The organism is Streptomyces sp. NPDC020489, assembly GCF_044386545.1.
In the GTDB taxonomy this organism is placed as follows: domain Bacteria; phylum Actinomycetota; class Actinomycetes; order Streptomycetales; family Streptomycetaceae; genus Streptomyces.
In genome coordinates this window covers 46,608-71,345 of sequence record NZ_JBIRUZ010000015.1, presented here as the reverse complement: position 1 = coordinate 71,345, position 24,738 = coordinate 46,608, and the positions used below count along the sequence as shown (strand labels likewise).

Sequence of the window (24,738 nt, the reverse complement as noted above, 5' to 3'; positions counted from 1 at the left end):
CGGGGGCGGGACCTGCCCGTCCCGCCCTCGCAGCATGTCCCGGCGGCCACCAGGCCTCCATGTGACGCGGACCATTCGAGTGAGTGCACAGCGTGAGTGCACGGTGAGTGCAGGGGGTGACGGGGTGGGCCTGTGGATAACTCCGTCGCTGTCGGTGCGGACGCCTATCGTGGACGCAGTGGTCGAGGTGCGACGGACGGGGGACACGGCGATGGGTGGGACGGGCGGGATCGGTGCAATGACAGCGGTAACCGAGAGCGAGGCACTGGCCACGCTCCACCGGGTCTTCGGATACGAGGCCTTCCGCGGTGAGCAGGAAGCGGTCATCGAGCATGTGGTCGCGGGCGGCGACGCCGTGGTCCTCATGCCGACCGGTGGCGGCAAGTCCCTGTGCTACCAGATCCCCGCCCTGGTCAGACCCGGCACGGGCGTCGTGGTCTCGCCGCTCATCGCGCTCATGCAGGACCAGGTGGACGCGCTGCGGGCCCTCGGCGTGAACGCCGGGTTCATGAATTCCACGCAGGACTTCGACGAGCGGCGGGTGGTGGAGGCCGAGTTCCTGGCGGGCGAGCTGGACCTGCTCTACCTGGCGCCGGAGCGGCTGCGGCTGGAGTCCACGCTGGACCTCCTCTCCCGCGGCAAGATCTCGGTCTTCGCGATCGACGAGGCGCACTGCGTGTCCCAGTGGGGCCACGACTTCCGGCCCGACTACCTCTCCCTCTCCCTGCTCGGCGAGCGCTGGCCGGACGTCCCGCGGATCGCCCTGACGGCGACGGCCACCCACGCCACGCACCAGGAGATCACCCAGCGGCTGAACATGCCGACGGCCCGGCACTTCGTGGCGAGCTTCGACCGGCCCAACATCCAGTACCGGATCGTGCCCAAGGCGGACCCCAAGAAGCAGCTGCTGACCTTCCTGCGCCAGGAGCACGAGGGCGACGCGGGCATCGTCTACTGCCTGTCACGCAACTCGGTCGAGAAGACCGCCGAGTTCCTCAGCGCGAACGGCATCGAGGCCGTGCCGTACCACGCGGGCCTGGACGCGGGGACGCGCGCGGAGCACCAGTCGCGGTTCCTGCGCGAGGAGGGCCTGGTCGTGTGCGCGACCATCGCCTTCGGCATGGGCATCGACAAGCCGGACGTCCGTTTCGTCGCCCACCTCGACCTGCCCAAGTCGGTGGAGGGCTACTACCAGGAGACGGGCCGCGCCGGGCGGGACGGGCTGCCTTCCACGGCCTGGATGGCGTACGGCCTCAACGACGTCATACAGCAGCGCAAGCTGATCCAGTCCAGCGAGGGCGACGAGGCGTTCCGCCGCCGGGCCGCCGCCCACCTGGACTCGATGCTGGCGCTGTGCGAGACGGCCGAGTGCCGACGCGGGCAGCTGCTCAACTACTTCGGTCAGGACCCGGACCCGGCGGGCTGCGGAAACTGCGACACCTGCCTCACACCGCCGGAGACCTGGGACGGCACCGTCGCCGCGCAGAAGGTGCTGTCGACGGTGGTACGGCTGCAGCGGGAGCGCGGGCAGAAGTTCGGCGCGGTGCAGATCGTCGACATCCTGCTCGGCAAGCGCACCGGCAAGGTCATCCAGTTCGACCACGACCAGCTGTCGGTCTTCGGCATCGGCGAGGAGCTGTCCGAAGGTGAATGGCGGGGCGTCGTACGGCAGTTGCTGGCGCAGGGGCTGCTCGCGGTCGAGGGGGAGTACGGCACGCTGGTGCTGACCGAGGCGAGCGGCGCGGTGCTGCGCCGGGAGCGGGACGTGCCGCTGCGCAAGGAGCCGAAGAAGGCGGCGCCCTCGCGGACGTCCGGCTCCGGTGCGTCGGGCTCCGGGCGCGGCAAGGCCAAGGCCGCCGTCGCCGAGCTGCCCGAGGCACTGCTGCCGGCCTTCGAGGCGCTGCGGGCATGGCGGGCCGAGCAGGCGCGGGAGCAGGGCGTCCCGGCGTACGTGATCTTCCATGACGCCACGCTCAGGGAGATCGTCTCGGTCTGGCCGACGTCGGTGGCCCAGCTCGGGACGGTGAACGGGGTGGGCGAGAAGAAGCTGGTGACGTACGGGGAGGGCGTGCTGAAGGTACTCGACGGCCTGGGGGCGCCGCCGTCGTCCGGAGCGGCACCGGAAGGGACCCGGGACGCGGTGGAGAACGCGGTGGGGAATGCCATGGGGGACGTGGATCCGGGCGCGGACGACTGGCCGGAGATGGAGCGGGAGCCTGAGCCGGAGGACGACTGGATGTAGACGGGCGGGGGTGGCGAGCATGGTTCAGCGGGCCGTTACGCCAGTGCCGTCAGGCCCGGGCCGAAGACGATCAGCAGGGGCAGCAGCGGCACCAGTGCTGCCACCGTCGCGGTGAGGGCGCGGTGTCGGCGCAGGAGGCGCGGGCGGGGGTCCAGGAGGCGGTCGACGCGTTCGCCGAGGAGGCGGTGGCTGGAGGCGCAGGACAGGACGCCGCGGTGCTGGTTCAGCTCGATCAGCGCCAGGGCCGTGGTCAGGTGGCCGCAGCGACGGGAGGCCGTGTCGTCCGCGGCGAGTTCCACCAGGCGGTGGGTCTGGTCGCAGAAGTGGGCGAAGAGCGGGATGCGGGGGAAGCCGGTGGCGAGGGCCGTCGACAGGTGGAGCAGCCAGTCGTGGTGGGCGCGGGCGTGGTCCCGTTCGTGGGTGAGGACCGCGTCCAGCTGGGGGTCGGTGAGGCGGTGCAGGGCGCCGGTCGTCACCACCAGCTGGGGCGGGTGGCCCGGCATCCACCAGGCGTCCGGGTACTCGTCCTCCAGCACCAGCAGCGGACCGCGCGCGGCCTTCTCCAGGCCGCCCGGCAGTTCCGGGGCGCGCTCGCGCAGATGGGCTCGCGCCTGACCGCGGCGCCGGCGGGCCTCCACCAGTTCTCGACCGAGCATCGCCGTCGTCCAGGCGGCGCCGCAGGCCAGCAGCAGGGTCAGCACAGTCGCCCAGGCGGGCGCCGCGGACAGGTCGTACGCCGCGGTGACCGCCGGTGGGGCGGGGGCGAAGACGTGGTCGCGGACGGTGTGGAAGACGGCGGCGGCGCCCAGGACCAGCGCGGTCAGGCAGCACATCAGTACGGTGGCGACCAGGCACTGCCAGACCCAGAGGCCGACGACGGGTTCCCGTTCGGGCCAGGCCGCCCGGGTCAGCGCACGGGGTGCCGGCACGGCGGCCGCCAGCGCGACGGCGCTCAACAGGAGCAGGCAGAACGTCATCCCACGGGCTCCGGATCCTGGTCGGAAGGGAAAGGCGGCTGCGGGGCGGCGCGGTGTGGCCCACGTGCCATGCCACGCCACGCAACGTCGCGTGCGGCGCGTACGCGTCACATCGTCGCCCGCCGCCAGTATGACGGCCCGGACGAGCGGAGTCAGGGGACAGAACGGACAGCCTGCCCGTCGGCGTCCCTCTCACCCCTCATCGTGCCGCCGTCTCGCCCCGGCCCTCACCCCCCGACCTCCTCACTCCCGCAGCGCCTCCGCCACGGCCGCCGAGATGGCCGGGTCCGGTGCCCCGGCGGTTCGGGCGGCGGTGACGAACGCCCGGGCCAGTTCCGCCAGTTCGGCGGGATCGGGGCCCTGGCGAAGGTCCGAGGGGAGGGGGGCGACCCGGGTCCCGGCCCCCCGTCTGGTCCGGATCAGGGCGGCGGCCTCCAGCTCCCGGTACGCCCGGGCCACCGTGCCCGGCGCGAGCCCGAGGTCGGCGGCGAGCTGGCGTACCGTCGGCAGCCGCTCGCCCTCCGGGAGACGGCCCGAGGTGATCAGGCCGGAGAGCTGCGCACGGATCTGCTCGTACGGCGGGACGGGGCTGGCCGTGTCGACCCGTAGGGCCTCGCCGCTCACCGGCCCTCCGTCCGACCAGCCTGGTTCCCCGGACCTGCCGAACCTGTCCGAGGCGAGGCGACCGTGAACAGGCACCACGGAGCCACCAGCAGGGAGACCAGGGCCAGCGGCCACAGGGCCCAGTTCGCGATCGTGCCCGGGGTGCCGTCGCAGGTCGTGCTCATGAGGGCGCCGGAGGCTGTGGAGGCGACGCCGAGGAGGGAGGTCGAGACGACCAGGCCCCACGCGGCGACGATCGCCAGGGTCCGGTCGCGGCGGGATCGGTCGTCGCCGGGGCGGGTGGCGATCCGCCGCAGTGACCAGCCGCAGGCGACGGTCGAGACGGCGAGGCAGGAGAGGATCGGGACGGCGTAGAAGGACCCCGGCCAGGGCGAGGCCGAGTCGGTCGTGCCCCGGCAGGTCAGGGTGAGCGCGCGGCCCACTCGCCCCAGGTCGTCCGGCGAGGCCACCGCGGTCGCCACGGTCAGCGTGAGGACGAGGGCCGCCGCGAGTCCGAGCAGCAGCCAGGTCATGCGGGGCGGAACGTAGTCGCGGACCCGGCGCGGAGTGAGCCCGGCCGTGCGTACGGCACCGCGTCGGGGGCCGGTGAGCGCGTCGCCGACCAGCACCCCGGCGACCGCGCACAGGCCGAACGCCGGGATGGCGTAGAGGATGCCGTCGCCGTCGGTCAGGGGCGACAGCAGGCGGGCGACCAGGAAGCCGGCGGCCAGGCCGGCCCAGCGGGCGTAGCGGTCGAGATGCGCGCGGGACGAAGGGCGCGCGGCGGAATCGAGTTCGGGCATGACGGACAGACCCCCGTGGAGACGCAACCGTTTCACCGCTTGTATCAAGCGATGAGTACAAGATGCGGGCCCCTGGGTGCTTGTGTCAATCGCTTGCTACAAGTCCGCGGCTGTTCGTCGTCTGCTCGTCGTCCCGGGCCACCGCAGCGGCCACCTCTGCACCGTCTCGCCCGGCTACCCCGCACGGCACCCTCGCCCGGCCGCCCCGCACGGCACCCTCGCCAGGCCGCCCCGCAGGGCACCCCTGCCCGGCCGCCCCGCACCCTCGCCCAACCGCCCCGCACCGCACCTCACCCCCCAGACACCACCCGCCCCGCGACCTCTCCCAGTCCCACCCGGACCCCGTCCGGTCCAGGTGCCCAGGCCGACAGGGTCACCACGTCGCCGTCCTCCAGGAACGTCCGCTTGCCGTCGGGGAGTTCGAGGGCGTCGCGGCCGTTCCAGGTGAGTTCCAGCAGGGAGCCGCGCTCCGACTCGGAGGGGCCGCTCACGGTCCCGGAGCCGTACAGGTCGCCCGTCCGCAGCGAGGCACCGTTCACCGTCATGTGGGCCAGTTGCTGTGCGGCGGTCCAGTACATGGTGGAGAAGGGCGGCTCGGACACCACGTGGCCGTTGATCGCGACGGAGATCCGCAGGTCGTAGCCGCCGGGCTCGTCGACGAGCCCGGAGTCGTCCAGGTAGGGCAGCAGGGGGTGGGTGCGCTCCGGCGGGGCCACGCGGGCCTCGTCCAGTGCGTCGAGCGGGGTGATCCACGCCGACACCGACGTGGCGAAGGACTTGCCGAGGAACGGGCCGAGCGGGACGTACTCCCAGGCCTGGATGTCGCGCGCGGACCAGTCGTTGAGCAGGCACAGTCCGAAGACGTGCTCGCGGAAGTCACCCAGCGCCACCGGTGAGCCCATCGTCGACGGTGCCCCGACCACGAAGCCGACCTCCGCCTCGATGTCCAGGCGGACGGACGGGCCGAAGACGGGTTCGGGGTCCGTGGCGGCCTTCCGCTGCCCCGAAGGCCGTACGACATCCGTGCCCGAGACCACCACCGTGCCGGAGCGGCCGTGGTAGCCGATCGGGAGGTGCTTCCAGTTGGGGGTCAGGGAGTCGGCGGCGTCGGGGCGGAAGATCTGGCCGACGTTCCGGGCGTGGTTCTCGGAGGCGTAGAAGTCGACGTAGTCCGCGACCTCGAAGGGGAGGTGCAGGGTCACCGAGCTCAGCGGATGGAGGAACTCCGCGACGGCCGACTGGTGCGAGGGCACCGTCACCCAGGCCGTCAAGGCGCGCCGGACGTCCGACCAGGCGGTGCGGCCCGCCGCGAGGAGCGGGTTGAGGGTGGGGCGGGCGAGCAGGGCGGCGTAGGGGGAGCCCAGCGCGTGGGCCGCCGCGCCCGCGTCGAGGACCTGGTCGCCGAGCCGGACGCCGACGGTCCGGTCGGTGGAGTCGCGCAGCGAGAAGACGCCGTACGGGAGGTTGTGCGGGCCGAAGGGGTCGCCCTCGGGGAGATCGAAGGGGGGCATGGGGTGCTGCCTCGCTCTCAATCGCTGCGTATGCCATGTGGTCGCGCCACACGTTACGTGCGAGCCGCCTGGATGGGGAGGGCTTGAAGGGGTGACTGGGAGGGGGCGAAGAGTCCGCGATGCCCGATCAGAACTCCCCGGCGGCCAGTTGCCAGGCCATGAACTCCCGTACCAGCTCGGGCGGGTTGGCGGCCTCGGTGGCGTGCAGCTCCCAGCCGGGGTGGGCCATGTCGAAGACGACCACGGGCAGCGGCCGGCCGAGTATCCGTTCGATCACCCCGTCGGCGTGCAGATGGCGGGCGAGGTCGATGACGGCGTCGTAGAAGTGGTGCCGCAGGAGGTCGGCCCGGGCCGCCAGATCCTCGTCGTCCAGTACGCGGTCGAGGTCGAAGTCTCCGTCGTACCAGGCGCCGAGCCGCCTGACCTCCTCGACGTAGACCTGGCCGCCCACCGGGTCCTCGGGGACGTTGCCGAGGGTCTCGAAGCCGTCGAGGAGCCAGTAGGCGTGGTTCCAGCGGACCTCGCCCTCGGCGTCGGGGTATTTCTCCCGCTCGTACTGGCTCTCGGTCTGGTAGCCGATGGCGACGTACGGTCGGCGGTCGTCGTCGTCCACGCGCCAGATGCGGAAGGACAGGGCGTACATCTCGGGCCTGAGGTCGGCGGGGAAGCGTTCGAGCACGCCGACGGCCGCTGTCCGCAGATGGTCGAGGAAGGTCTCCGGCAGGTCCGTCACCCCGGGAGCATCCCATCCGCTACGACCGGTAGCGGCCCAGGGTCCGCAGGCCGGGCAGGGCCCGGTCGTGGAAGTCGAACAGCGCCAGGTTCTCCCAGGCGTTGCCCGAGCCCGGGTCCTGCGGGTCCCAGCCGCTGCCGGCGCGGTAGGTCCAGGCGCCCTCCCAGTAGCAGTAGCCGAGACCCTGTCCGTCGGGGACGCCCGCGGTGAGGTCGGCGACCGTGCGCAGCCAGGCGGCCTGGCCCTCGGGGGTGGCGGGGAAACCGGGGGTGAGCTGCGCGGGGCTGTTCAGGATGTCGTTGACGTCGTCCTCGCTGCCGAGCGTGAAGGGGTACGCGGTCTCGGCGATGACGACCGGCTTGCCGTAACGGGCGGTGAGATCGGCGAGGTTGGCGGCGGCGGTCTGCGGAGTGCCGTGCCAGAAGGGGTAGTACGACTGGGCGATGACGTCGAAGTCGACGCCGTGGGACACCACGTTGTCGAACCACCAGCGGGACGTGCCGTTGTCGCCGCCCGAGGCGATGTGCAGCAGGGTGCGTACGCGGGGCGTGGTGTCGCGGGCGGCGCTCAGGCCCGCCTTGAGCAGGGCGGTGAGGTTGCCCCAACCGCCGCTGTCGCCACCCCAGTTCTTGCCCTCGGGCCAGAGCATGCCGCCGTTGATCTCGTTGCCGACCTGGACGAGGTCGGCGGGCGTGCCCTGCCGGCGCAGCGCTCCGAGGACGTCGGCGGTGTGGTCGTACACGGCCCGGGTGAGCCCGGCGACGTCCAGATCCGCCCACGCGGCCGGCTTGGTCTGGTGCGCCGGGTCGGCCCAGGTGTCGGAGTAGTGGAAGTCGACCCAGATGCCGATACCGGCCCGGCGCAGGCGGCGGGCCAGCGGCAGCACGCGCGCCTTGGTGTTGTAGCCGTCGGCGGGGTTCACCCAGACCTTCAGCCGGGCATGGGTGACGCCGGCGCGGGCGAGGAGACGGACCGGGTCCTCGCGGCGGCCGTCGGCCGTGCGGTACACGGCGCCGTGGTCCTCGTTCTTGGGCAGCGAGGAGATGTCCATGGCGCGGATCTCCAGGCGCCTGCGCCCACGTGAGGTGTCGGCGGCCGCGGGCGTGGCCCCCAGCACGGGCACGGCGAGCGCGGCGGCTCCGGCGGCGGTGAGAACACTGCGTCTGCGCATCTCTCGGGTCCCTTCGGCGGACGGTCACGGAGAAGATCGGCGCCGGATGCGCCTGTGAGCGTGCACAGTCGAGACCGTCGCTGATGTTCTGAGCTCCCAGTAAGTAACCCCACAACCTCTGTGCTGACAAGAGGTTACGCGCTCTTCGTTCTGTGCACGATCACAGTTACATCAGCACAGTCACCTGTGCGCAGCGACGCGCGGAACCGGAGCGGCGGTCAACGCATGTGAAGGCTGCGCCCGTCCGGTTCGCGTCGAGTCGGCAGGGGTTTCCATCCGTATTCTCTGATCATGGCCGCACCCACCGCATATGCACTCATCGCCACTGACCTGGACGGGACCCTGCTCCGGGGCGACGACACGCTCTCCGACCGGTCGCTCGCCGCGCTCGCCCGGGTGGCGGAGGCCGGGGCCCGGCATCTGGTGGTGACCGGCCGTCCGGCCCCGAGGGTGCGGCCGCTCCTGGACGACCTGGGCAGCACCGGGCTCGCGGTGTGCGGGCAGGGCGCGCAGGTCTACGACGCCGGCGCGGACCGTCTGCTCTGGTCGGTCACCCTGGACCGGGAGTTGGCCGAGACCGCGCTCGGCAAGATCGAGGCCGAGGTGGGGCAGGTGTACGCCGCCGTCGACCAGGACGGGGTGCACGGGCTCACCCTCATCGAGCCCGGCTATCTGATGCCGCACCCGACCCTGCCCGCCGTGCGGGTGGCGCGCCGCGACGACCTGTGGTGCGAGCCGATCAGCAAGGTGCTGCTGCGCCATCCGTCGCTGTCCGACGACGAGTTGGCGGCGACGGCGCGCACCGTCGTCGGTTCCCTCGCGACCGTGACGATGTCGGGCCCCGGCACCGTCGAACTCCAGCCATGCGGCGTCACCAAGGCGACGGGCCTGGCGATGGCCGCCGGACACCTCGGCCTCGGCCCCGAACGGACCGTCGCCTTCGGGGACATGCCCAACGACATCCCCATGTTCGACTGGGCGGCCCACGGGGTCGCGATGGCCAACGCCCACCCCGAACTCAAGGCCGTGGCCGACGAGGTGACCTTGTCGAACGAGGACGACGGCATCGCCGTCGTCCTCGAAAGACTCTTCCCCGCCGCGTTCTAGTAAGCACCCCACACGTTGTCGATCGACCCGTACCGCTGCGCCGCGTAGTTGCAGGCGGCGGTGATGTTGGCGACCGGGTCGTAGGGGTCCCACGAGGTGTTCGCCACGTGGTACGCCTGGAACGTCGGGTCGATGACCTGGAGCAGGCCCTTGGACGGGGTGCCCGCGGCGGCGTTGGAGTCCCAGTTGTTGATGGCGTACGGGTTGCCCGAGGACTCGCGGATGATGTTGCGGTAGATGCCGTTGTAGCTGCCGGGAATGCCGTTCTGGGCCATGACCTGGAGCGAGGCGCGGATCCAGCCGTCGAGGGTGTTGGAGTAGCCGAGCGAGGTCGCGGTGGACACCGTCGGGGTGGCCGCGGAGGCGCTGGTGGCGCCGACGAGCGGAAGGGCGAGCAGGGCTATGCCGGTACCGGCGATGGCGAGCTTGCGGGGCAGACGCATGACGAATTTCCTCTCCGGCGCCTACGAGGTGAGCTGTCGGGTTCGGGCGGGAGCTGCCCGGCCATGCCGGAGAAGGCATGGCTACACCCCGAGCCGTGCCGGATCGCCCTGAGACGTCCGGATTCGGCGACTTACCTGGGTCCCCCGCTCCTGCCGTACGTGTTTCGTTGAGTGAGCGGTATCGGGCGGCGGCAGGATTAGGCGTCCGCCCGGGCCCGGAACGTATGCGAGGGCACATGTCCGGAACAAGTACCGAATTCACAGATCACACTTGTTGACCTTGGTGCGCGGTTTGTCGCCCGTGGAATTCCAAGGGAGTCGGGTGGGCGGACGTGAGTCAACTCACTGGTGAGCGCAAGAGCGGCATATCGGGCAAGGATGCCCAACTGGCAGTTATCCGGCGGCTCGTGGGGTTCGCTACCGGAGCGGGTCCGCAGCGTGCTCGGACCGCGGGTCCACGCCTGCTCGGACTCGTCGAAGGCGGTGCCCGAGGACGCCTCGCGGCGGGCGGGCGGCGTACGGATGCGCGGGCCCATCGGGGTGACCGCAGTGGACGGGGTGCGTAGTGCGGCTCGGCCCCTGGGTCGCCGCCGTCACGGCCGGGCCCGCGGGCGTCGGGATCGCGCCGTTGACGCCGAAGCGGGCATACGTTCGGCGATCGGGGTGAGGTGGACCAGGGGGGCCGTGCGCGGCGCGGACGGGTGCGGCCGGCCCTGTGCGTCGCCGCCACCGTGGCTCACAGCGGCATGCGCATGTCACCCAGGCGAGGGCGGCTCGCGTGCCCAGGATCGAGAACCGTTCCCCGTATCTCCAGGCCGGAGCGGGTGTGCAGGCCCTCGGGGCCGACCGAAGGAGGCGGTGTCGTGCTCGGGCGGCGGCCCTCCGGCGGGGGTCCACATCGATGGCCGTTCGCGACACGCTGTGCCGCTTTCGTCCAAGTCTTTAGATATCCGCTCTTTTCAGGTGATCGGAAACATAGCGGTCGTGGTCCCATACCGCCCGTGCTGCTCGGGTGGGTGGCATCGGTGATCGAAAGGTGACCGGATACGCTGACTTGAGTGATGGCAGCGACCTATCGACAAACCGCGTAATCGCCAGTAGACACCAGCAGACAGGAGACCCCTCGTGACCGTCGTCGGGCCGTTCGGGCTGAGCGTGCGGGACCAGGCTCTGGAAGCCGATGTCCAGGCCGGGTTGGCGGCCGTCGAGGAGGGTTTGCTCGAAGCCACCAAGAGCGAGGTCCCCTTCATCACGGAGGCCGCGCAGCACCTCGTCCGGGCGGGCGGAAAGCGCTTCCGCCCGTTGCTGGTGATGCTCGCCGCCCAGTTCGGTGACCGCCACGCCCCCGGGATCGTGCCGTCGGCCGTGGTGGTGGAGCTGACCCACCTGGCGACGCTGTACCACGACGACGTGATGGACGAGGCGGCCGTACGGCGCGGGGTCGACAGCGCGAACACCCGCTGGGGCAACTCGGTCGCCGTCCTCACCGGCGACTTCCTGTTCGCCCGCGCCTCCCACATCCTGGCCGACCTCGGTCCGGAGGCCGTCCGGGTCCAGGCCGAGGCGTTCGAGCGGCTGGTCACCGGGCAGATCCTGGAGACCGCCGGACCGGTGGACGGCCGGGACCCGGTCGAGCACTACCTGGACGTGCTCGGCGGCAAGACCGGCTCGCTGGTCGCGGTCTCCTGCCGCTTCGGCGCGATGATGTCGGGCGCCGACGAGACGGTGGTCGACGTCCTCACGCAGTACGGCGAGCGTCTCGGCGTCGCCTTCCAGCTCGCCGACGACGTGCTCGACATCGCCTCCGACTCCCACGAGTCCGGCAAGACCCCGGGGACGGACCTGCGCGAGGGCATCCCGACCATGCCGGTGCTGCGGCTGCGCGAGCGGGCGGCCCGGCTGGGGCTGGCGGAGGACATCGCGCTCTGCGAGCTGCTGGACTCCGACCTGACCGACGACGCACGCCACGCGCAGGCGCTGGCCGCGCTGCGGGCGCATCCCGCGCTGGAGCAGGCGCGGCGGGACACGGTGCGGTTCGCGGAGGAGGCGCGCGGGGCGCTGGCCCCGCTGCGGGAGTGCGACGCGAAGGCCGCGCTGATGGAGATGTGCGACGCGGTGGTGCATCGGGCGGGGTAGGGCCTGCCGGATTGTTGTCTGCCGCCTGCCGCCTGCCGCCTGCCGCCTGCCGCCTGCCGCCTGCCGCCTGCCGCCTGCCGCCTGTGGCCCACCGCCTGCGGCCTACCGCCCTCCGCCTGTTGCCGTAGCAGTTCGCTGCCGTTCGCTGCCGAGCGTGGCGGCGTAGTACCCGGCGCGCCCGCGTCGAGCCGCACAGCGGCAACCGCCCCGCGAGCGTGGCGGCGTAGTACCCGCGCGCACCCCCGCAGTCCAGCCGCACAGCGGCCTCTGCGGCCCGGGTGAGCCGGAGCAGGGCGGGGCGAGGTGCCCGGCCCCGCACCCGACCCTCCCGCGTGATGCGCGTCATACCGTCGGTCTGCGCCCGGTCCGCGATCAGCCTCGTACCGAGGCCCCGGATGTCGTGGCCGACCGCGTTCCCCATCCACCGGGGTGCCAAGGGCACCGACGGCGGCGGCCCGTGTCCGACCCCTACGGGTCGGGGCAGGCGCCGCCTTGCCGTGTCATACCGCAGGTGTACGTGGAGTTGAGCCCGCGGGCTGACGTCTTTCCCTGGCCGATTTGGTCAGATGGACATCACGGAAAACACCACTCCTCACCGATTCGGGTGAGAATGGCGGCTACGGGGTGGTCGTGAGGCCATCCCCCTCGGGGGAGCCAGTAGTTGGAAGCCGCCGCCCAACACGGAGGTAGGGCACACATGGCACCGTACGGATCCGACGACAGCACGACGGCGGACGAGGCCGACGACCTGCGCGCCGGCCGGCGCAAGGCCGCGCGGTACGTCGTCCCGGTCGCGGTCGTGGGGGTGGCCGCGGCGACCATCGGGCTCGTCCCGGCGCTCGCCGACTCCGGCGACCCGGACCTGCCGAAGATCAGCGCACAGCAACTCATCGAGAAGATCGCCGCGTCCGACGTGGAGCGGCTGACCGGCACCGTGAGGATCAACACCGACCTGGGGCTGCCGGACCTCGGCGGACTGGAGAGCGGCCTGACCGGCGGTCGCGGCGGCTCGGGCGACGGCTCGTCGGCCGACCCGACGTCCAAGCTCCCCGAACTCGCCACCGGCTCCCACACCCTGCGCGTCGCCGCCGACGGCCCGGACCGGCAGAAGATCTCGCTGCTGGAGGACGCCGCCGAGTACAGCCTCATCCACGACGGCAAGGACGTCTGGGGCTACGACAGCGCCTCCAACGAGGTCTTCCACGCCACCGCCGACGAGGGCGACGGCAAGAAGGGCGGGCAGGGCAAGGAGCAGGAGCTGCCGGCCACGCCCAAGGAGCTCACCGAGGAGGCCTTGAAGGCGGTCGACGACACGACCTCCGTGACCGTCGACGGCACCGCGCAGGTCGCCGGCCGCGACGCCTACCGGCTCGTCATCAAGCCCAAGGACTCCGGGTCCACCGTCGGCCAGATCACCGTGGCCGTGGACGCGAGGACGGGGCTGCCGCTGAAGTTCACCCTGACCCCGGCGAGCGGCGGGGCCGCGGTGGTCGACGCGGGCTTCACACAGATCAGCTACGCCACGCCGGCCGCCTCCACCTTCGACTTCACGCCTCCCAAGGGCGCGAAGGTCACCGAGGAGGACGCCACCGACGCCGCCAAGGCGCCCGAGCACGCGGGCCGGCACTCCGGCGAGGACTTCGACCGGGACTTCGCCAAGGGCGCCGGCCCCGAGGGGCTCGACGTCATCGGCGAGGGCTGGAACTCCATCGCCGCCTTCGACACCGGCGGCCAGGGCATGCCGTCCGGTTCCGAGGCGGGCGGCGCGTTCGGCGGCTTCCTCGACTCCCTCGGTGACAAGGTCAGCGGCAAGTTCGGTGAGGGCACCGTCTTCAAGACCCGTCTGATCAACGCCCTGATCACCGACGACGGCAAGGTGTACGTCGGCGCGGTGACCAAGGACGCGCTGGTGAAGGCGGCGGACGAGGCCAGGTAACCGCCGTACGCGCACGACGAATCGAGGGAGCCGATGGACCAGCCGCCCGCCACGGAGTCACATCCGGAGGGCGACGGCGCGAGCGCCGACGCGGGTGACAGCGTCATCCACACGCGCGCGCTCACCAAGCGCTACCGCGGCGGGCAGCTCGCCGTCGACGGTCTCGACCTGACCGTCCCGGCGGGCAGCGTCTTCGGCTTCCTCGGTCCGAACGGCTCCGGCAAGACCACCACCATCCGCATGCTGATGGGCCTCATCGAGCCGACCTCCGGGTCGGCCCGCGTGCTGGGCCGCCCCATGCCGCGCTCGGCCCGCGCGGTGCTCCCGCAGGTGGGCGCCCTCATCGAGGGCCCCGCCCTCTACGGCTTCCTCTCCGGCCGCGACAACCTGATCCGCTACGACGCCGCCGACCCGACCGCCGACCCCCGCACCCGGCGCACCCGCGTCGCGGCGGCCCTGGACCGGGTCGGGCTGTCAGCCGCCGCCGGCAAGAAGGCGAAGGCGTACTCGCTGGGCATGAAACAGCGCCTGGGTCTCGCGGCAGCGCTCCTCCAGCCCCGCCGGCTGCTGGTCCTCGACGAGCCGACCAACGGCCTCGACCCGCAGGGCATGCGGGAGATCCGTTCCCTGGTGCGGGAGTTGGCGTCGGACGGCACGACCGTCTTCCTCTCCTCGCATCTGCTGGACGAGATCGAACAGGTCTGCACGCACGCGGCGGTCATGGCGCAGGGCCGGCTGATCACCCAGGGCCCGGTGGCGGAGCTGGCCGCGGGGGCGCGGGGCCGGCTGGTCGTGACGAGCCCGGACGCGGCGGAGGCGGCGCGGGTGCTGAAGGAGCAGGGGGTGGGGGACGTCGTCGTGGCGGACGACACCGTGACCGCCGATCCACCGGACGGCGAACTGGCCGACCTCAACGCCGCGTTGGTGGCGGCGGGCGTGCGCGTCCGCGCCTTTGGGGTGCAACGGGCCACGTTGGAGGACGCCTTCGTGGCACTGACGGGGGAGGGCTTCGATGTCGCGGGTTGAGGTGGACGCGCCCGAGCGACGCCCGGACCGGCCCCGCCCCACCGGCGGTCGCCGCACGACTTTCTACGGCGCCCTCCTGCACAACGAACTGCTCACCACCTTCCGCCGCTGGCGCACCCTCGCCCTGCTCGCCGTCCTCGCCGCCGTCCCCGTCCTCGTCGGCATCGCCGTGAGGATCGAGACCGGTGACGGCGGCGGCGCGGGTCCCGGTGGCGGTGGCGGCCCCGCGTTCATCTCGCAGATCACCAACAACGGCCTGTTCCTGGTCTTCACCGGCCTCGCCGCGACCCTGCCGTTCTTCCTCCCCATGGCGATCGGCGTGGTCGCGGGCGACGCCATCGCCGGTGAGGCGAACGCCGGCACCCTGCGCTACCTCCTGGTCGCCCCGGCCGGTCGCACCCGCCTGCTGTTCACCAAGTACGTGACGGTGATGGCGTTCTGTCTCCTGGCCACGCTGGTGGTCGCGGTCTCGGCGCTCCTGGTCGGCGCCCTGCTGTTCCCCCTCGGTGACCTGACGACGATCTCCGGCACCCGGATCAGCTTCGCCGAAGGGCTCGGCAGGGCCCTCCTGATCGCCCTGGTCGTCGCCGCGTCACTGACCGGCGTGGCGGCGCTCGGCCTGTTCGTGTCGACCCTGACCGGCAGCGGCATCGCGGCGATGGCGACGACCGTCGGTCTGCTCATCACCGTCCAGATCCTCGACCAGATCCCCCAGCTGCACGCGATCCAGCCGTACCTCTTCTCCCACTACTGGCTGTCCTTCGCCGACCTCATGCGCGAACCGGTGTACTGGGACGACCTGGTGAAGAACCTCGGCCTGCAGGCCCTGTACGCGGCCGTGTTCGGCTCGGCGGCATGGGCCAGGTTCACCACCAAGGACATCACCGCCTGAGGGCCGGTCAGGGGGTGTCGTAGGGGAAGCGGGCGAGCGGTGCCTCCTGGGCGAAGAATGTCTTCGCGCGGGCCAGCGCCTCGGTGTCGTTCAGGACGTCGCCGGGCTTGCTGCCGTTGCCGAGCAGCACCCCGCCGAAGCGCATCCCCATGTACGCGGCCGAGTGGTTGAGGGTGCCGATCAGCGGGTCGGCGACCTCCAGTTCCTCGTGCGCGAGCGCGGTGACGCCCCACAGGGTGCGGCCCGCGAGGGTGGCCTTGAAGTCGGCCCCGGGGGTGCGCAGCCAGCCCGACCAGTAGTCGAGGTAGCCCTTGGCCTGGGCGGACAGCGAGTACCAGTACAGCGGGGACGCGATCACGATGTCGGTCGCCGCGAGCGTGGCGTCGAAGAGGAGTCCGACGCTGCCCTCCGTCGGCCGCCGGTGGTCGCTGTCGTGCCGCAGGTCCTCGAAGTCGGGCAGTGGATGGTCGTTGAGGTCGATCCACTGCTGCTCGACGTCGCCGGGCAGCTGCTCGGCCGCCTTGCGGGCCAGCAGCTCGGTGTTGCCGTCGGTGCGGCTGCTGCCGAGCACGAACAGGAAGCGGCGTGTCATGGAATCCCCCAGACGATCGATGTATGTACGGTGATTATATGCGTGTGCATTTAGCTGTCCAGGGGGTGGCGGCGGCTCCGGCCACCTGGAGCAGCAGCGCCTCCGCACCGTGCCGCGCGACCAGCTGGAGCCCGACCGGGCAACCGTCCGGGCCCAGACCCGCGGGGATGCTGATCGCCGGATGCCCGCTCAGGTTGAACGCCCAGGTCAGCGAGGTGGAGTAACGGTCACCGGGGCCGTCGTGGCCGTGCGGTCCTGTGGGTGCCGTCGGGGTCAGCAGCAGGTCCGTGCCGGCGAAGAACGCGGCCAGCAGCCGGTCGTTCAGGGCCCGGACACGGGCGGCCGCGGCCGGGTCGGCGCCCGGGGTGCGCAGGGCCCGCCAGGCCGGGGCGGGATCACGCAGACGCAGCCGCGCCCCGTCGCCCGCGAGGCGTACGGCACCGGCCTCGGCGAGCCGCAGGGCGGCGGCACGGGCCACGGCGACGATGCCGGGATCAGGGGTGTCGTAGCCGAGGTCGGGGGACCAGAGGGCGGCGGGGGCGGGCCCCGGGGGGACGTGCGTGGCGGCGCCGCCGGCCATCACCCGCCAGTAGGCCGCCGCGTCCCGCGCGCATCCCGCGAGCACGCCGTCCGCGGCGAGCCCTGTCCGGTCGGGCGACGGCAGCCGGCCGTTGGTGACCTTCAGCCCCACCACCCCGCACCAGGCCGCCGGGATCCGCACCGACCCCGCCCCGTCGCTCCCGGTCGCCAGCGGCACCAGCCCCGCGGCCACCGCCGCCGCGGAACCGGCCGAGGAGCCACCCGGCGTACGGTCGGCCCGCCACGGGTTGACGGTACGACCGCCCGCGCCGAGCCCCCAGGTCTGCCAGGGCGTCCCCGGCCCCGGGACGGCCGTGGCGCCGACCGCCACACACCCCGCCGCGACCAGCGGGGCCGCCCGGCGCAACCCCCCGCGCCCCTTCACCCCGATCGGCACGCCGGCCAGCGCCGGCCGCTCCCCGGCGGCCACCCGCGCGTCCACCTCCGCGGCGCACCGCAGGGCGGTCTCGTCCCACACCTCGGTGAAGGCGTGCAGCGCGGGCTCGGCCCGACGGACCCGCTCCAGGGCCCGGGCGACGGTCTCGACGGCCGACAGCGACCCGGCCCGCACCGCCGCGGCGATCTCCTCGGCGCACAGCGGCGTCAGCGCGACCGCCCGGACACGCCCGTGAGCCGGGCCAGCGGCTCGGTCTCCCGCGGCGGACGGCCCCCGAGGTCGCCGAGGCGCCACTCGGTGACCCACGGCACGCGATAGACGTCGATCGCCGACTCGATCACCTTCACCTGGTGGGCCAGCGGCCTCGGCAGCCGGCCCGGGGCGTCCGCGACCAGCACCACCGCGTCCAGGTCGAGACCGTACGGGGCGGCGCCGCGCCGGAAGGCGTCCAGGGTGCGCAGGGCGGCGGCCAGCCCGCTCGCATGGGTGCGGGCGACGAGCAGCACGGACGGGGGAGCGTCGGGGCCGGGCCAGTCCCGCCCGCAGTCGTGACCGCCGTAGACAGCGGCCAGGGTGGAGACCCCGGCGCCGCCGTGCGTGCCGACGAAGGAGAAACGGCGCGCCGAGGCGTGCGCGACGGGCTCGGGACGTCCCTGCGGCGGGGCCACCGGCCCGCGGACCCAGATCTCCGGTCCCTGCTGCACGTACGGTCTCCTTCCCGAGGCGTCGGCGTCCCCCGTCCGGCCTGGGACGAGCCTGTGACGTCACGGTGACGTGAGAACCAGGAGCGAACGGAGAGACTACTCAACAGTATGTGTACGACCGGCTCTTGACGCCGGGGGCGCATCGGCCCGGCCGGCGGAGGGAGCACCATGGAACCCGAGCACGCCGTCCGCCACGCTCCGACGGATCCGAGTGAGGGAACCATGTCGCGACTCAGCCGCGAGAAGCGGGAACAGCAGGGCGCCGTTCAGCCGGCGGTGCTCGCGGCGGCGCCGCTCGACGTCCTCGTCGGAGCGGGCGGGGCCGTCGTGGGAGGCGTGCCCGTGACGCCGGTCCCGGGCGAGGAACTGCACCAGACCGTCCTCGACCACCTCCACCGCATCGCCCTCGCCACCGGACACCCCGTCCACGCCACGGTCCACGACGACCGCATCGGCTATGTGGTCGCCCTGCGCATCGACGCGGACGGATCGAGCCGCTTCACGGCGGAGCCGGTGGAGACAGGGAAGCCGGTGGAGACGGGGGCGGGGTTGCCCGGGAATGCGGGGCCGGTGTCGTCGCCCACGCCGCCGGGACCGCCCGCCCTCCCCGCCGCACCGGCGGAGTTCCGGGCCAAGGCCGTCGAGGCGTCCGGAGCATCCGGGGCGTCCGGGGCGTCCGGGGCGTCCCACGACAAGCCCACCCACCTGCTCCGCCAGACCGAGCCCCGGACCCAGGCGCGACCCGAGCCCCAGCCCGGGCGCGAGGACCGGGCCCGCACCCCCGAGCCCCCCACCTTCCCGATCCGTGCCGTGTCGGACCCGGAGGGGCAGGAGCCGCGGGACGCTGTGCCGACGTTCCGGCTGCGGGCCGTGCCGCGGTGGGTGGCGGAGGCGGCACCGGGCACGGTCGCGCCCCCCACCGGCCAGTTCGGGCCGCCGCCGGTCATGGATACGTCACCCGGGACGGGCGTACGCCCCGCACACGCCCCGGCGGCGGACGCCGTACCGGAGGCCTCCACCTGGCCCGAACCGGCCACTGACCCCGAGCCCGCCCCGGACGCCGGGCCCGAGCCGACCTCCGGGCTCACACCCGCCCCGGGGGTGACGCCCACTCCCGCACCCAGGTCCCTCCCCGGCCTCCCCGCGCCCCTCCGCGACGACCCCGACCCCAAGCCGGCCCCGCCCCGTGGGTTCGACGCCGTGGCCGAGGCCGTGCTCGGGGACGACCCCGTGGCGGTCCACGACGACGGCGCAGCCGCGTTCCTCGCCGGACCGAAGGCGCGGATCAACGAGGCCGTGAAGGCGGGGCGGACGGACGAGGCCGCACAGCTGGCGGAGCAGACCGTGGCCGAGGCGTCCCGGACCCTGGGCCCGGACCACCCCGAGGTGCTGGGGCTCCTCGAACTGTCCGCGTACATCGCCTACTTGAACGGCGACCCGGCCCGCGCCTTCACCCTCTCGCTCGACCTCGCCCGCACCCGCCACCACGCCGGGGACCCCGAGGCCGCGTACGGCAACGTCCAGAGCGCGGCGACCGCCTGGCGTGCCGTACGCGACCCGGAGCACGGGCTGCGCATGGGGGTCGAACTCATCGGCCTGTGGACCGAGTTGACGCGGGAGGAAGGCACGGCCGTGGAGGACATCGAGGAACTCGAGTCCGCCCAGGCCCGCATGGCCCGCCTCGCCGCACGCGCCCGGAAGCTCGACTCCTAGGAGGACAGCTCCCAGACCGCGTACGCCAGCGCGTCACTGTTCCGGTTCAGGGCGGTGTCGTTGATGTTCGACGTCGTGTCGCAGGACGAGTGGTAGCAGCGGTCGAAGGCCTGCCCCGAGGTGCCGCCCCACTTGGCCGCCTGCGCCGCCGTCTTGGTCCGGCTCGCGCCCGTGAACAGCCCGCCCACCGGCACCCCCGCGCTCTTGAACGGCGCGTGGTCGGAGCGGCCGTCGCCCTCGGTCTCGATCTCGGTCGGGACGCCGAGGCCGGTGAAGTAGTCCTTGAAGGTCTTCTCGATCGCGGGATCGTCGTCGTAGACGAAGTAGCCGGGGTTGGGCGAGCCGATCATGTCGAAGTTCAGGTAGCCGCTGATCTTCGCGCGGTTCGTCGAGGAGAGGTTGTTGACGTAGTAGCGCGAGCCGACCAGGCCGAGTTCCTCCGCGCCCCACCACGCGAACCGCAGGTGCTTGGTGGGCTGGTACCCGGCTCTCGACACGGCCAGCGCGGTCTCCAGGACCGCCGCCGAACCGGAGCCGTTGTCGTTGATGCCCGCCCCGGAGGTGACGCTGTCGAGGTGCGAGCCGGCCATGACGACCCGGTTGGCGTCGCCGCCCGGAGAGTCGGCGATCAGGTTGTAGCCGACGCGGCCGGAGGAGGTGAACTGCTGGATGACCGTGGTGTATCCGGCGGCGTCGAGCTTGGCCTTCACATAGTCGAGCGAGGCCTTGTACCCGGCGCGGCCGTGCGCCCGGTTGCCGCCGTTGGCGGTGGCTATGGACTGGAGCTGGGTGAGGTGGGCCTTGACGTTGGCCACGGGGATGTCGGGCGCGGCGGCGGTCACCTCGGGGGCGGGCGCCGCGCCGGCTATGGATCCGCCGGTCAGCAGCAGGACGGCCGTGGCGAGGCCGGCCGTGGACGCGCGCCCGGAAACGGAGAGCTTCATGGTGGGGGGCTCCGGATTCCTCGGGAATCACAGGGATTCCACAGCGAATGGGGTGCCTGGATGGTGAAGCTGTGACTAACTCTCCGTCAAGAGCGGTATCAGGACAGCGAGTTCGGAATCCGGAACCGGGCGCGGCTGCCTACTGCACGCAGAACTCGTTCCCCTCCGGATCCGCCATCACCACCCACGTGCCCTGCGCCTGCCGCACCTCCCGCAGCACCTTCGCGCCGAGCCCCGTCAGCCGCTCGACCTCGGACTCCCGCCGCCCCTCACCCGGGTGCAGGTCGAGATGGAGCCGGTTCTTCGCCGTCTTCTCCTCCGGCACCCGCTGGAACAGCAGCCGGCGCCCGAGGCCGGTGCCGCTGTGCTCGTCGTAGGGGTCGTCCGGATGCCGTACGGCGACGAGGTCGCGGAAGGCGAGGCGGGCGTGGAAGGCGACGGTCGCCTCGCGCGGCAGTGCGCCCAGGTCCAGCAGCCGCCGGATCAGCGCGTCGTTGTCCTCGACCTCGTAGTGCAGCGCGGCGGCCCAGAAGTCGGCCTGGGACTGCGGGTCCGCGCAGTCGATCACGAGCTTCCAGTGGACGGGTACGGGGGTCACGGGTGTCGTCTGCGTCATGCGGTCACTTATAGCGGCGCTCGCGGTCAACGACTGTCCGCAACTCGGACCCCGCCGCCGCTGTCCGTGAGGCTCCCGCGTCCCTGGCCCCCCGCCTGTTGTACGCCGTCCGGGCCGCTGACGATCGCGGCGACGGGCGGTGTCGCCGAGCACGAGCAGGGTCTCGCGAGCGGGCCGCCGCGCACCGCGACCCGGTTCGGCTCGGCGATCGGGATCTCGGCGGTGACCGCCGTCTACGGCTTGACGTCGACCGGGTCGGGGCCCGGGGCGACGCTGTCCGCGTTCCGTACGGCGCTGGTGGTACCCGTCGCGAGGGTGGCGCCGGGCCTGCCGGTCTGGCTCCTGAGCCTGCGGGCGGTGCGCAGCGCGTCCCAGGTCAGCAGCGACAGCGCCAGCCAGACCAGCGCGAACCCGGCCCAGCGCTCGGGCGGCATGGCCTCGTGGAAGTAGAGGATGCCGAGCAGGAACTGGAAGACCGGCGCGAGGTACTGGAGCAGGCCGAGGGTGGACAGCGGGACGCGGATCGCGGCGGCCCCGAAGCAGATCAGGGGGAGCGCGGTGACCAGGCCGGTCCCGGCGAGCAGGGCGGCGTGGCCGGGGCCCTCGGTGACGAACGCGGACTCGCCGCGCGCGGAGAGCCACACCAGGTAGCCCAGCGCGGGCAGGAACTGGATCGCGGTCTCGGCGGCGAGCGACTCCAGCCCGCTGAGGTTGACCTTCTTCTTCACCAGCCCGTAGGTCGCGAAGGAGAAGGCGAGGACGAGGGAGATCCAGGGCAGCCGCCCGTACCCGACCGTGAGCACGACGACGGCACCGAAGCCGATCCCCACCGCCGCCCACTGCACGGGCCGCAGCCGCTCCTTCAGGAGCAGCACGCCCATCGCGATGGTGACCAGGGGGTTGATGAAGTAGCCGAGCGAGGCCTCGACGACCCGGTCGTGGTTCACGGCCCAGATGTAGACGCCCCAGTTCACCGCGATGACGGCCGCGGCGACCGTGACCAGCGCGAGCTTGCGCGGCTGCCGCAGCAGCTCACCGGCCCACCTCCACCGCCGCAGGACGAGCAGCGCCAGGGCGACGACGAGGAAGGACCACGCCATCCGGTGGGCGAGGACCTCGGTGGCCCCGGCGGGCTTCAGCAGCGGGAAGTAGAGCGGGAACAGCCCCCACATCCCGTACGCGGCGAAGCCGTTCAGCAGTCCTATGTGCCGCTCACCCTTGGGCTTTCCGCTCATGGGCCCTCCTCCTCGCGCCGACCTCGCCTGCACGAAGGTAACGCCGGGCACCCCCGCCTGTCATGCCCGTATCGCTATACGGTCATGACAGGCGGGAGTGGCTGCTCAAGGACCCTCGGGCGGGGTGATCAGCCCTTGAGCGCGGCGGCCAGGGAGTCGGCGATCGGGGTGGCCGGACGGCCGGTCAGCCGGGAAAGGTCGCCGGAGGTGACGAGCAGCTCGCCCTTCTCGATGGACGCGTCGACACCGGCGAGCATCGCGGCGACCGGCGCGGGCAGCCCGGCACCCGCCAGGATCTCGGTGAAGGCCTCGACGGAGACGGCGTTGTAGACGATCTCCTTGCCGGTCTGCCGGCTGAGTTCGGCGGCGTACTCGGCGAAGCCCCACGGCTCGTCGCCGCCGAGCTCGTAGGTCTGGTTCTCATGCCCCTCGCCGGTCAGCACGGCCACGGCGGCGGCCGCGTAGTCGGCGCGCGCGGCCGTGGTGAGCCGGCCGTCACCGGCGGCCTGGACGACGGCGCCGTACTCGAGGACGGGCGCCAGGTTCTCCGTGTAGTTCTCGTTGTACCAACCGTTGCGCAGCAGCGTGTACGGCACACCGGAGGCCAGCAGCGCCTCCTCGGTGGCCCGGTGGTCGTCCGCGAGGGCGGCGGTGAGGGTGCCGGGGGCGCTGGTGTAGGCGAGCAGCGCCACGTTCGCGGCCTTGGCGGCGTCGATGACGACCTGGTGCTGCCCGGGGCGGCCCTTGTCGAACTCGTTGCCGGAGATCAGCAGCACCTTGTCGCCGACGGCGAGGAGGCCGTCGAAGGTCTCGGGGCTGTTGTAGTCGGCGACCGCTATCCGCACGCCCTTCTCGGCGAGATCGGCGGCCTTCTCCGGGGTGCGGACGACGGCGGTGACCTGCTCCGCCGGAACCTTCTCCAGCAGCTGCTCGACGACGTGACGGCCGAGGTGTCCGGTGGCTCCGGTGACGACGATGCTCATGATCTGGGATCTCCTAGTGGGGTGGCGATGCCACTAACCTTAGGGCAGGCGCTAACTCAAGGAAAGTACCCACTTTGAAGTAAGGTACTGGCATGGCAGTAAGCAATGCGCGCCCGGAGACCGGCGAGGCGATATGCCCCCACCGGCTCGTCCTGGAGCACGTCACCAGCCGCTGGGGCGTCCTGGTCCTCATCCATCTCCTCGACCGCTCGTACCGCTTCAGCGAGCTGCGCCGCGCGATCTCCGCCAGTGGCGGCCGGACGGTGAGCGAGAAGATGCTCACCCAGACCCTCCAGACCCTGGAACGCGACGGCCTGCTCCACCGCGACGCCCGACCGGTGATCCCACCCCGCGTCGACTACTCCCTCACCGACCTCGGCCGCGAGGCAGCACAACAGGTCCGGGACCTGGCCGCGTGGACGGAAGCGCGGATGGGGGCGGTACAGGAGGCGCGGGAGGTGTATGACGCGCGGAAAGGGGGCTCTGAGCAGGGATGACGCGAACGCGTCGCGCACTTCGGGCGAATGCTGACCGCGCGCGGTGGGCACATACATGTCAGGGCGTTGGCTGGCCTCAGAGATACGTCCACCCATGCGCCCCCTTTCCGCCTCCCGTGCCGGCTTGAGTCGTTCGGCATGCTGGGGGCGGGCGCTGTGCCCACCCGCACGCCGGTCCTCGTACCGCCCGCGAGATCCCCGACCGGCAGCCGGACGCCTGACTCGGGGGTTCGCATTGGCCACACAGAATCCGGATGAGCGCAGGATCGATTCTGCGGCACGGTTGAAAACAGGACGCGTGCGTAGGCCCTTCCCGCGTCCGTCGCGGCGTCAGCGTCAGGACGAACTGCTGCTGGACGTTCTGCGCCAACTCACCTTCCTCACCGAGGAGATCAGGAACGCGAACATCATCCAGTTGCACCGCATCGCGGCGGAACAGGTGGACCGGGCCATGGCGGACCCTGCGCTGGCGGAAGCCATGAGCACCCTTCAGGAGTTGTCCGACCGCAAGCGTCGCCAGGTCCTGTTCGTCAACCGCGAGTACAGCGCGATCCTCCTCGGCCATCGCATCGGTGCCTACGGGTGGGAGGAACTCATCGGCCACCTGAGGATCCTGGCCCGCAATCCGATCTTCGCGGAGTACTGGGAGACCACCCGTGAGCACCGCCGTAGCCTTCCCCGTCACTCGATGGAGGCGAAGGTGGGGGAGGTGGTCAACGTCATCGTCGAGGAACTGGCCGACGATCCCGATGAGTGGTGGGTCGCCGGGCCCGAGGAGCAGACCGGCGTCTGACGGAGCGTCATAATCTTGTCGTGTCGCGGACGGGTGTGACCGTGTGGCCTGTTACTTCCAACGTGTGACATAAGTCACTGCATTGAGTGGAAAGTTACCGTCCGG

The 24,738-nt window shown here is 72.2% G+C and carries 23 protein-coding genes and 1 riboswitch; of the genes, 9 read left to right on the top strand and 14 right to left on the bottom strand.

Annotation, left to right across the window (positions count from 1 at the left end; all coding sequences use genetic code 11):
* Nucleotides 1-211: 211 nt before the first annotated feature.
* On the top strand, nt 212-2,242 hold the full coding sequence (gene recQ, locus ACH41F_RS33250; RefSeq protein ID WP_398838939.1) for a DNA helicase RecQ: 2,031 nt from the start codon (nt 212-214) through the stop codon (nt 2,240-2,242).
* Nucleotides 2,243-2,277: 35 nt separating this feature from the next.
* Here the strand turns inward: recQ and ACH41F_RS33245 are convergent, their stop codons facing one another.
* From ACH41F_RS33245 to ACH41F_RS33220, 6 genes are all read right to left on the bottom strand, one after another.
* Nucleotides 2,278-3,219 carry a M48 family metalloprotease gene (locus tag ACH41F_RS33245; RefSeq protein WP_391239837.1) on the bottom strand — a complete coding sequence of 314 codons (942 nt, stop codon included), beginning with the start codon at nt 3,217-3,219 and terminating at the stop codon, nt 2,278-2,280.
* A 243-nt stretch (nt 3,220-3,462) separates the two neighbouring features.
* A complete protein-coding gene (locus ACH41F_RS33240; RefSeq protein ID WP_398838830.1) occupies nt 3,463-3,843 on the bottom strand; it encodes a GntR family transcriptional regulator in 381 nt (126 codons plus the stop codon).
* Nucleotides 3,840-4,625 (bottom strand): hypothetical protein, encoded by a 786-nt coding sequence (locus ACH41F_RS33235; protein ID WP_398838829.1) that lies wholly within the window; start codon nt 4,623-4,625, stop codon nt 3,840-3,842. Before ACH41F_RS33235 ends, ACH41F_RS33240 begins: the two co-directional genes overlap by 4 nt.
* Before the next feature lie 290 nt (nt 4,626-4,915).
* Entirely contained in the window at nt 4,916-6,136 is a 1,221-nt protein-coding gene (gene fahA / locus ACH41F_RS33230) for a fumarylacetoacetase (protein WP_391239830.1), read from the bottom strand.
* Between the two features lie 127 nt (nt 6,137-6,263).
* Nucleotides 6,264-6,869, bottom strand: coding sequence for a hypothetical protein (locus tag ACH41F_RS33225; protein WP_398838827.1), 606 nt, complete (start codon nt 6,867-6,869; stop codon nt 6,264-6,266).
* Nucleotides 6,870-6,888: 19 nt separating this feature from the next.
* Entirely contained in the window at nt 6,889-8,040 is a 1,152-nt protein-coding gene (locus tag ACH41F_RS33220) for an arabinogalactan endo-beta-1,4-galactanase (protein WP_398838825.1), read from the bottom strand.
* Between the two features lie 291 nt (nt 8,041-8,331).
* On the opposite strand from ACH41F_RS33220, the gene ACH41F_RS33215 reads away from it, so the two are divergent.
* On the top strand, nt 8,332-9,147 hold the full coding sequence (locus ACH41F_RS33215; protein WP_391239822.1) for a Cof-type HAD-IIB family hydrolase: 816 nt from the start codon (nt 8,332-8,334) through the stop codon (nt 9,145-9,147).
* Here ACH41F_RS33215 and ACH41F_RS33210 read toward each other — a convergent pair.
* On the bottom strand, nt 9,144-9,590 hold the full coding sequence (locus tag ACH41F_RS33210) for a transglycosylase SLT domain-containing protein (RefSeq protein WP_391239819.1): 447 nt from the start codon (nt 9,588-9,590) through the stop codon (nt 9,144-9,146). The genes ACH41F_RS33215 and ACH41F_RS33210 overlap by 4 nt on opposite strands.
* A gap of 3 nt (nt 9,591-9,593) precedes the next feature.
* A riboswitch (cyclic di-AMP (ydaO/yuaA leader) is annotated at nt 9,594-9,778 on the bottom strand.
* 937 nt (nt 9,779-10,715) lie between these two features.
* On the opposite strand from ACH41F_RS33210, the gene ACH41F_RS33205 reads away from it, so the two are divergent.
* From ACH41F_RS33205 to ACH41F_RS33190, 4 genes are all read left to right on the top strand, one after another.
* Nucleotides 10,716-11,726 carry a polyprenyl synthetase family protein gene (locus ACH41F_RS33205; RefSeq protein WP_391239816.1) on the top strand — a complete coding sequence of 337 codons (1,011 nt, stop codon included), beginning with the start codon at nt 10,716-10,718 and terminating at the stop codon, nt 11,724-11,726.
* Nucleotides 11,727-12,423: 697 nt separating this feature from the next.
* Nucleotides 12,424-13,662: a DUF2092 domain-containing protein gene (locus tag ACH41F_RS33200; protein WP_391239813.1), complete on the top strand. Its 1,239-nt coding sequence runs from the start codon at nt 12,424-12,426 to the stop codon at nt 13,660-13,662.
* A 33-nt stretch (nt 13,663-13,695) separates the two neighbouring features.
* Nucleotides 13,696-14,688 carry an ATP-binding cassette domain-containing protein gene (locus tag ACH41F_RS33195; protein WP_398838823.1) on the top strand — a complete coding sequence of 331 codons (993 nt, stop codon included), beginning with the start codon at nt 13,696-13,698 and terminating at the stop codon, nt 14,686-14,688.
* Nucleotides 14,675-15,580 carry an ABC transporter permease gene (locus tag ACH41F_RS33190; RefSeq protein WP_391239808.1) on the top strand — a complete coding sequence of 302 codons (906 nt, stop codon included), beginning with the start codon at nt 14,675-14,677 and terminating at the stop codon, nt 15,578-15,580. Before ACH41F_RS33195 ends, ACH41F_RS33190 begins: the two co-directional genes overlap by 14 nt.
* A gap of 7 nt (nt 15,581-15,587) precedes the next feature.
* On the opposite strand, the gene ACH41F_RS33185 is transcribed toward ACH41F_RS33190, so the two are convergent.
* The 3 genes from ACH41F_RS33185 to ACH41F_RS33175 are packed head-to-tail and all read right to left on the bottom strand — an operon-like array spanning nt 15,588 to nt 17,852.
* Nucleotides 15,588-16,172, bottom strand: a complete 585-nt coding sequence (locus ACH41F_RS33185) for a flavodoxin family protein (protein ID WP_398838822.1) — start codon at nt 16,170-16,172, stop codon at nt 15,588-15,590.
* Between the two features lie 34 nt (nt 16,173-16,206).
* Nucleotides 16,207-17,322 carry an amidase gene (locus ACH41F_RS33180; RefSeq protein ID WP_398838821.1) on the bottom strand — a complete coding sequence of 372 codons (1,116 nt, stop codon included), beginning with the start codon at nt 17,320-17,322 and terminating at the stop codon, nt 16,207-16,209.
* Between the two features lie 32 nt (nt 17,323-17,354).
* A complete protein-coding gene (locus ACH41F_RS33175) occupies nt 17,355-17,852 on the bottom strand; it encodes a DUF6668 family protein (protein WP_391239799.1) in 498 nt (165 codons plus the stop codon).
* Nucleotides 17,853-18,074: 222 nt separating this feature from the next.
* Here ACH41F_RS33175 and ACH41F_RS33170 point away from each other — a divergent pair, with 222 nt between their 5' ends.
* Complete coding sequence (locus tag ACH41F_RS33170; RefSeq protein WP_398838820.1) at nt 18,075-19,565, top strand: tetratricopeptide repeat protein; 1,491 nt, start codon at nt 18,075-18,077, stop codon at nt 19,563-19,565.
* On the opposite strand, the gene ACH41F_RS33165 is transcribed toward ACH41F_RS33170, so the two are convergent.
* The 4 genes from ACH41F_RS33165 to ACH41F_RS33150 form a co-directional block, all read right to left on the bottom strand.
* Nucleotides 19,562-20,509 (bottom strand): M28 family metallopeptidase, encoded by a 948-nt coding sequence (locus ACH41F_RS33165; RefSeq protein WP_398838818.1) that lies wholly within the window; start codon nt 20,507-20,509, stop codon nt 19,562-19,564. The two genes, ACH41F_RS33170 and ACH41F_RS33165, sit on opposite strands and share 4 nt — an antisense overlap.
* Before the next feature lie 139 nt (nt 20,510-20,648).
* Nucleotides 20,649-21,125, bottom strand: coding sequence for a VOC family protein (locus ACH41F_RS33160; protein ID WP_398838816.1), 477 nt, complete (start codon nt 21,123-21,125; stop codon nt 20,649-20,651).
* A 233-nt stretch (nt 21,126-21,358) separates the two neighbouring features.
* Nucleotides 21,359-22,360: an EamA family transporter RarD gene (gene rarD, locus ACH41F_RS33155; RefSeq protein WP_398838814.1), complete on the bottom strand. Its 1,002-nt coding sequence runs from the start codon at nt 22,358-22,360 to the stop codon at nt 21,359-21,361.
* A 128-nt stretch (nt 22,361-22,488) separates the two neighbouring features.
* A complete protein-coding gene (locus ACH41F_RS33150; protein WP_398838811.1) occupies nt 22,489-23,343 on the bottom strand; it encodes an SDR family oxidoreductase in 855 nt (284 codons plus the stop codon).
* A 92-nt stretch (nt 23,344-23,435) separates the two neighbouring features.
* On the opposite strand from ACH41F_RS33150, the gene ACH41F_RS33145 reads away from it, so the two are divergent.
* Nucleotides 23,436-23,840, top strand: coding sequence for a winged helix-turn-helix transcriptional regulator (locus ACH41F_RS33145; protein WP_398838809.1), 405 nt, complete (start codon nt 23,436-23,438; stop codon nt 23,838-23,840).
* Between the two features lie 298 nt (nt 23,841-24,138).
* Complete coding sequence (locus ACH41F_RS33140) at nt 24,139-24,633, top strand: DUF6082 family protein (protein ID WP_391239779.1); 495 nt, start codon at nt 24,139-24,141, stop codon at nt 24,631-24,633.
* The last annotated feature ends 105 nt before the right edge of the window (nt 24,634-24,738 follow it).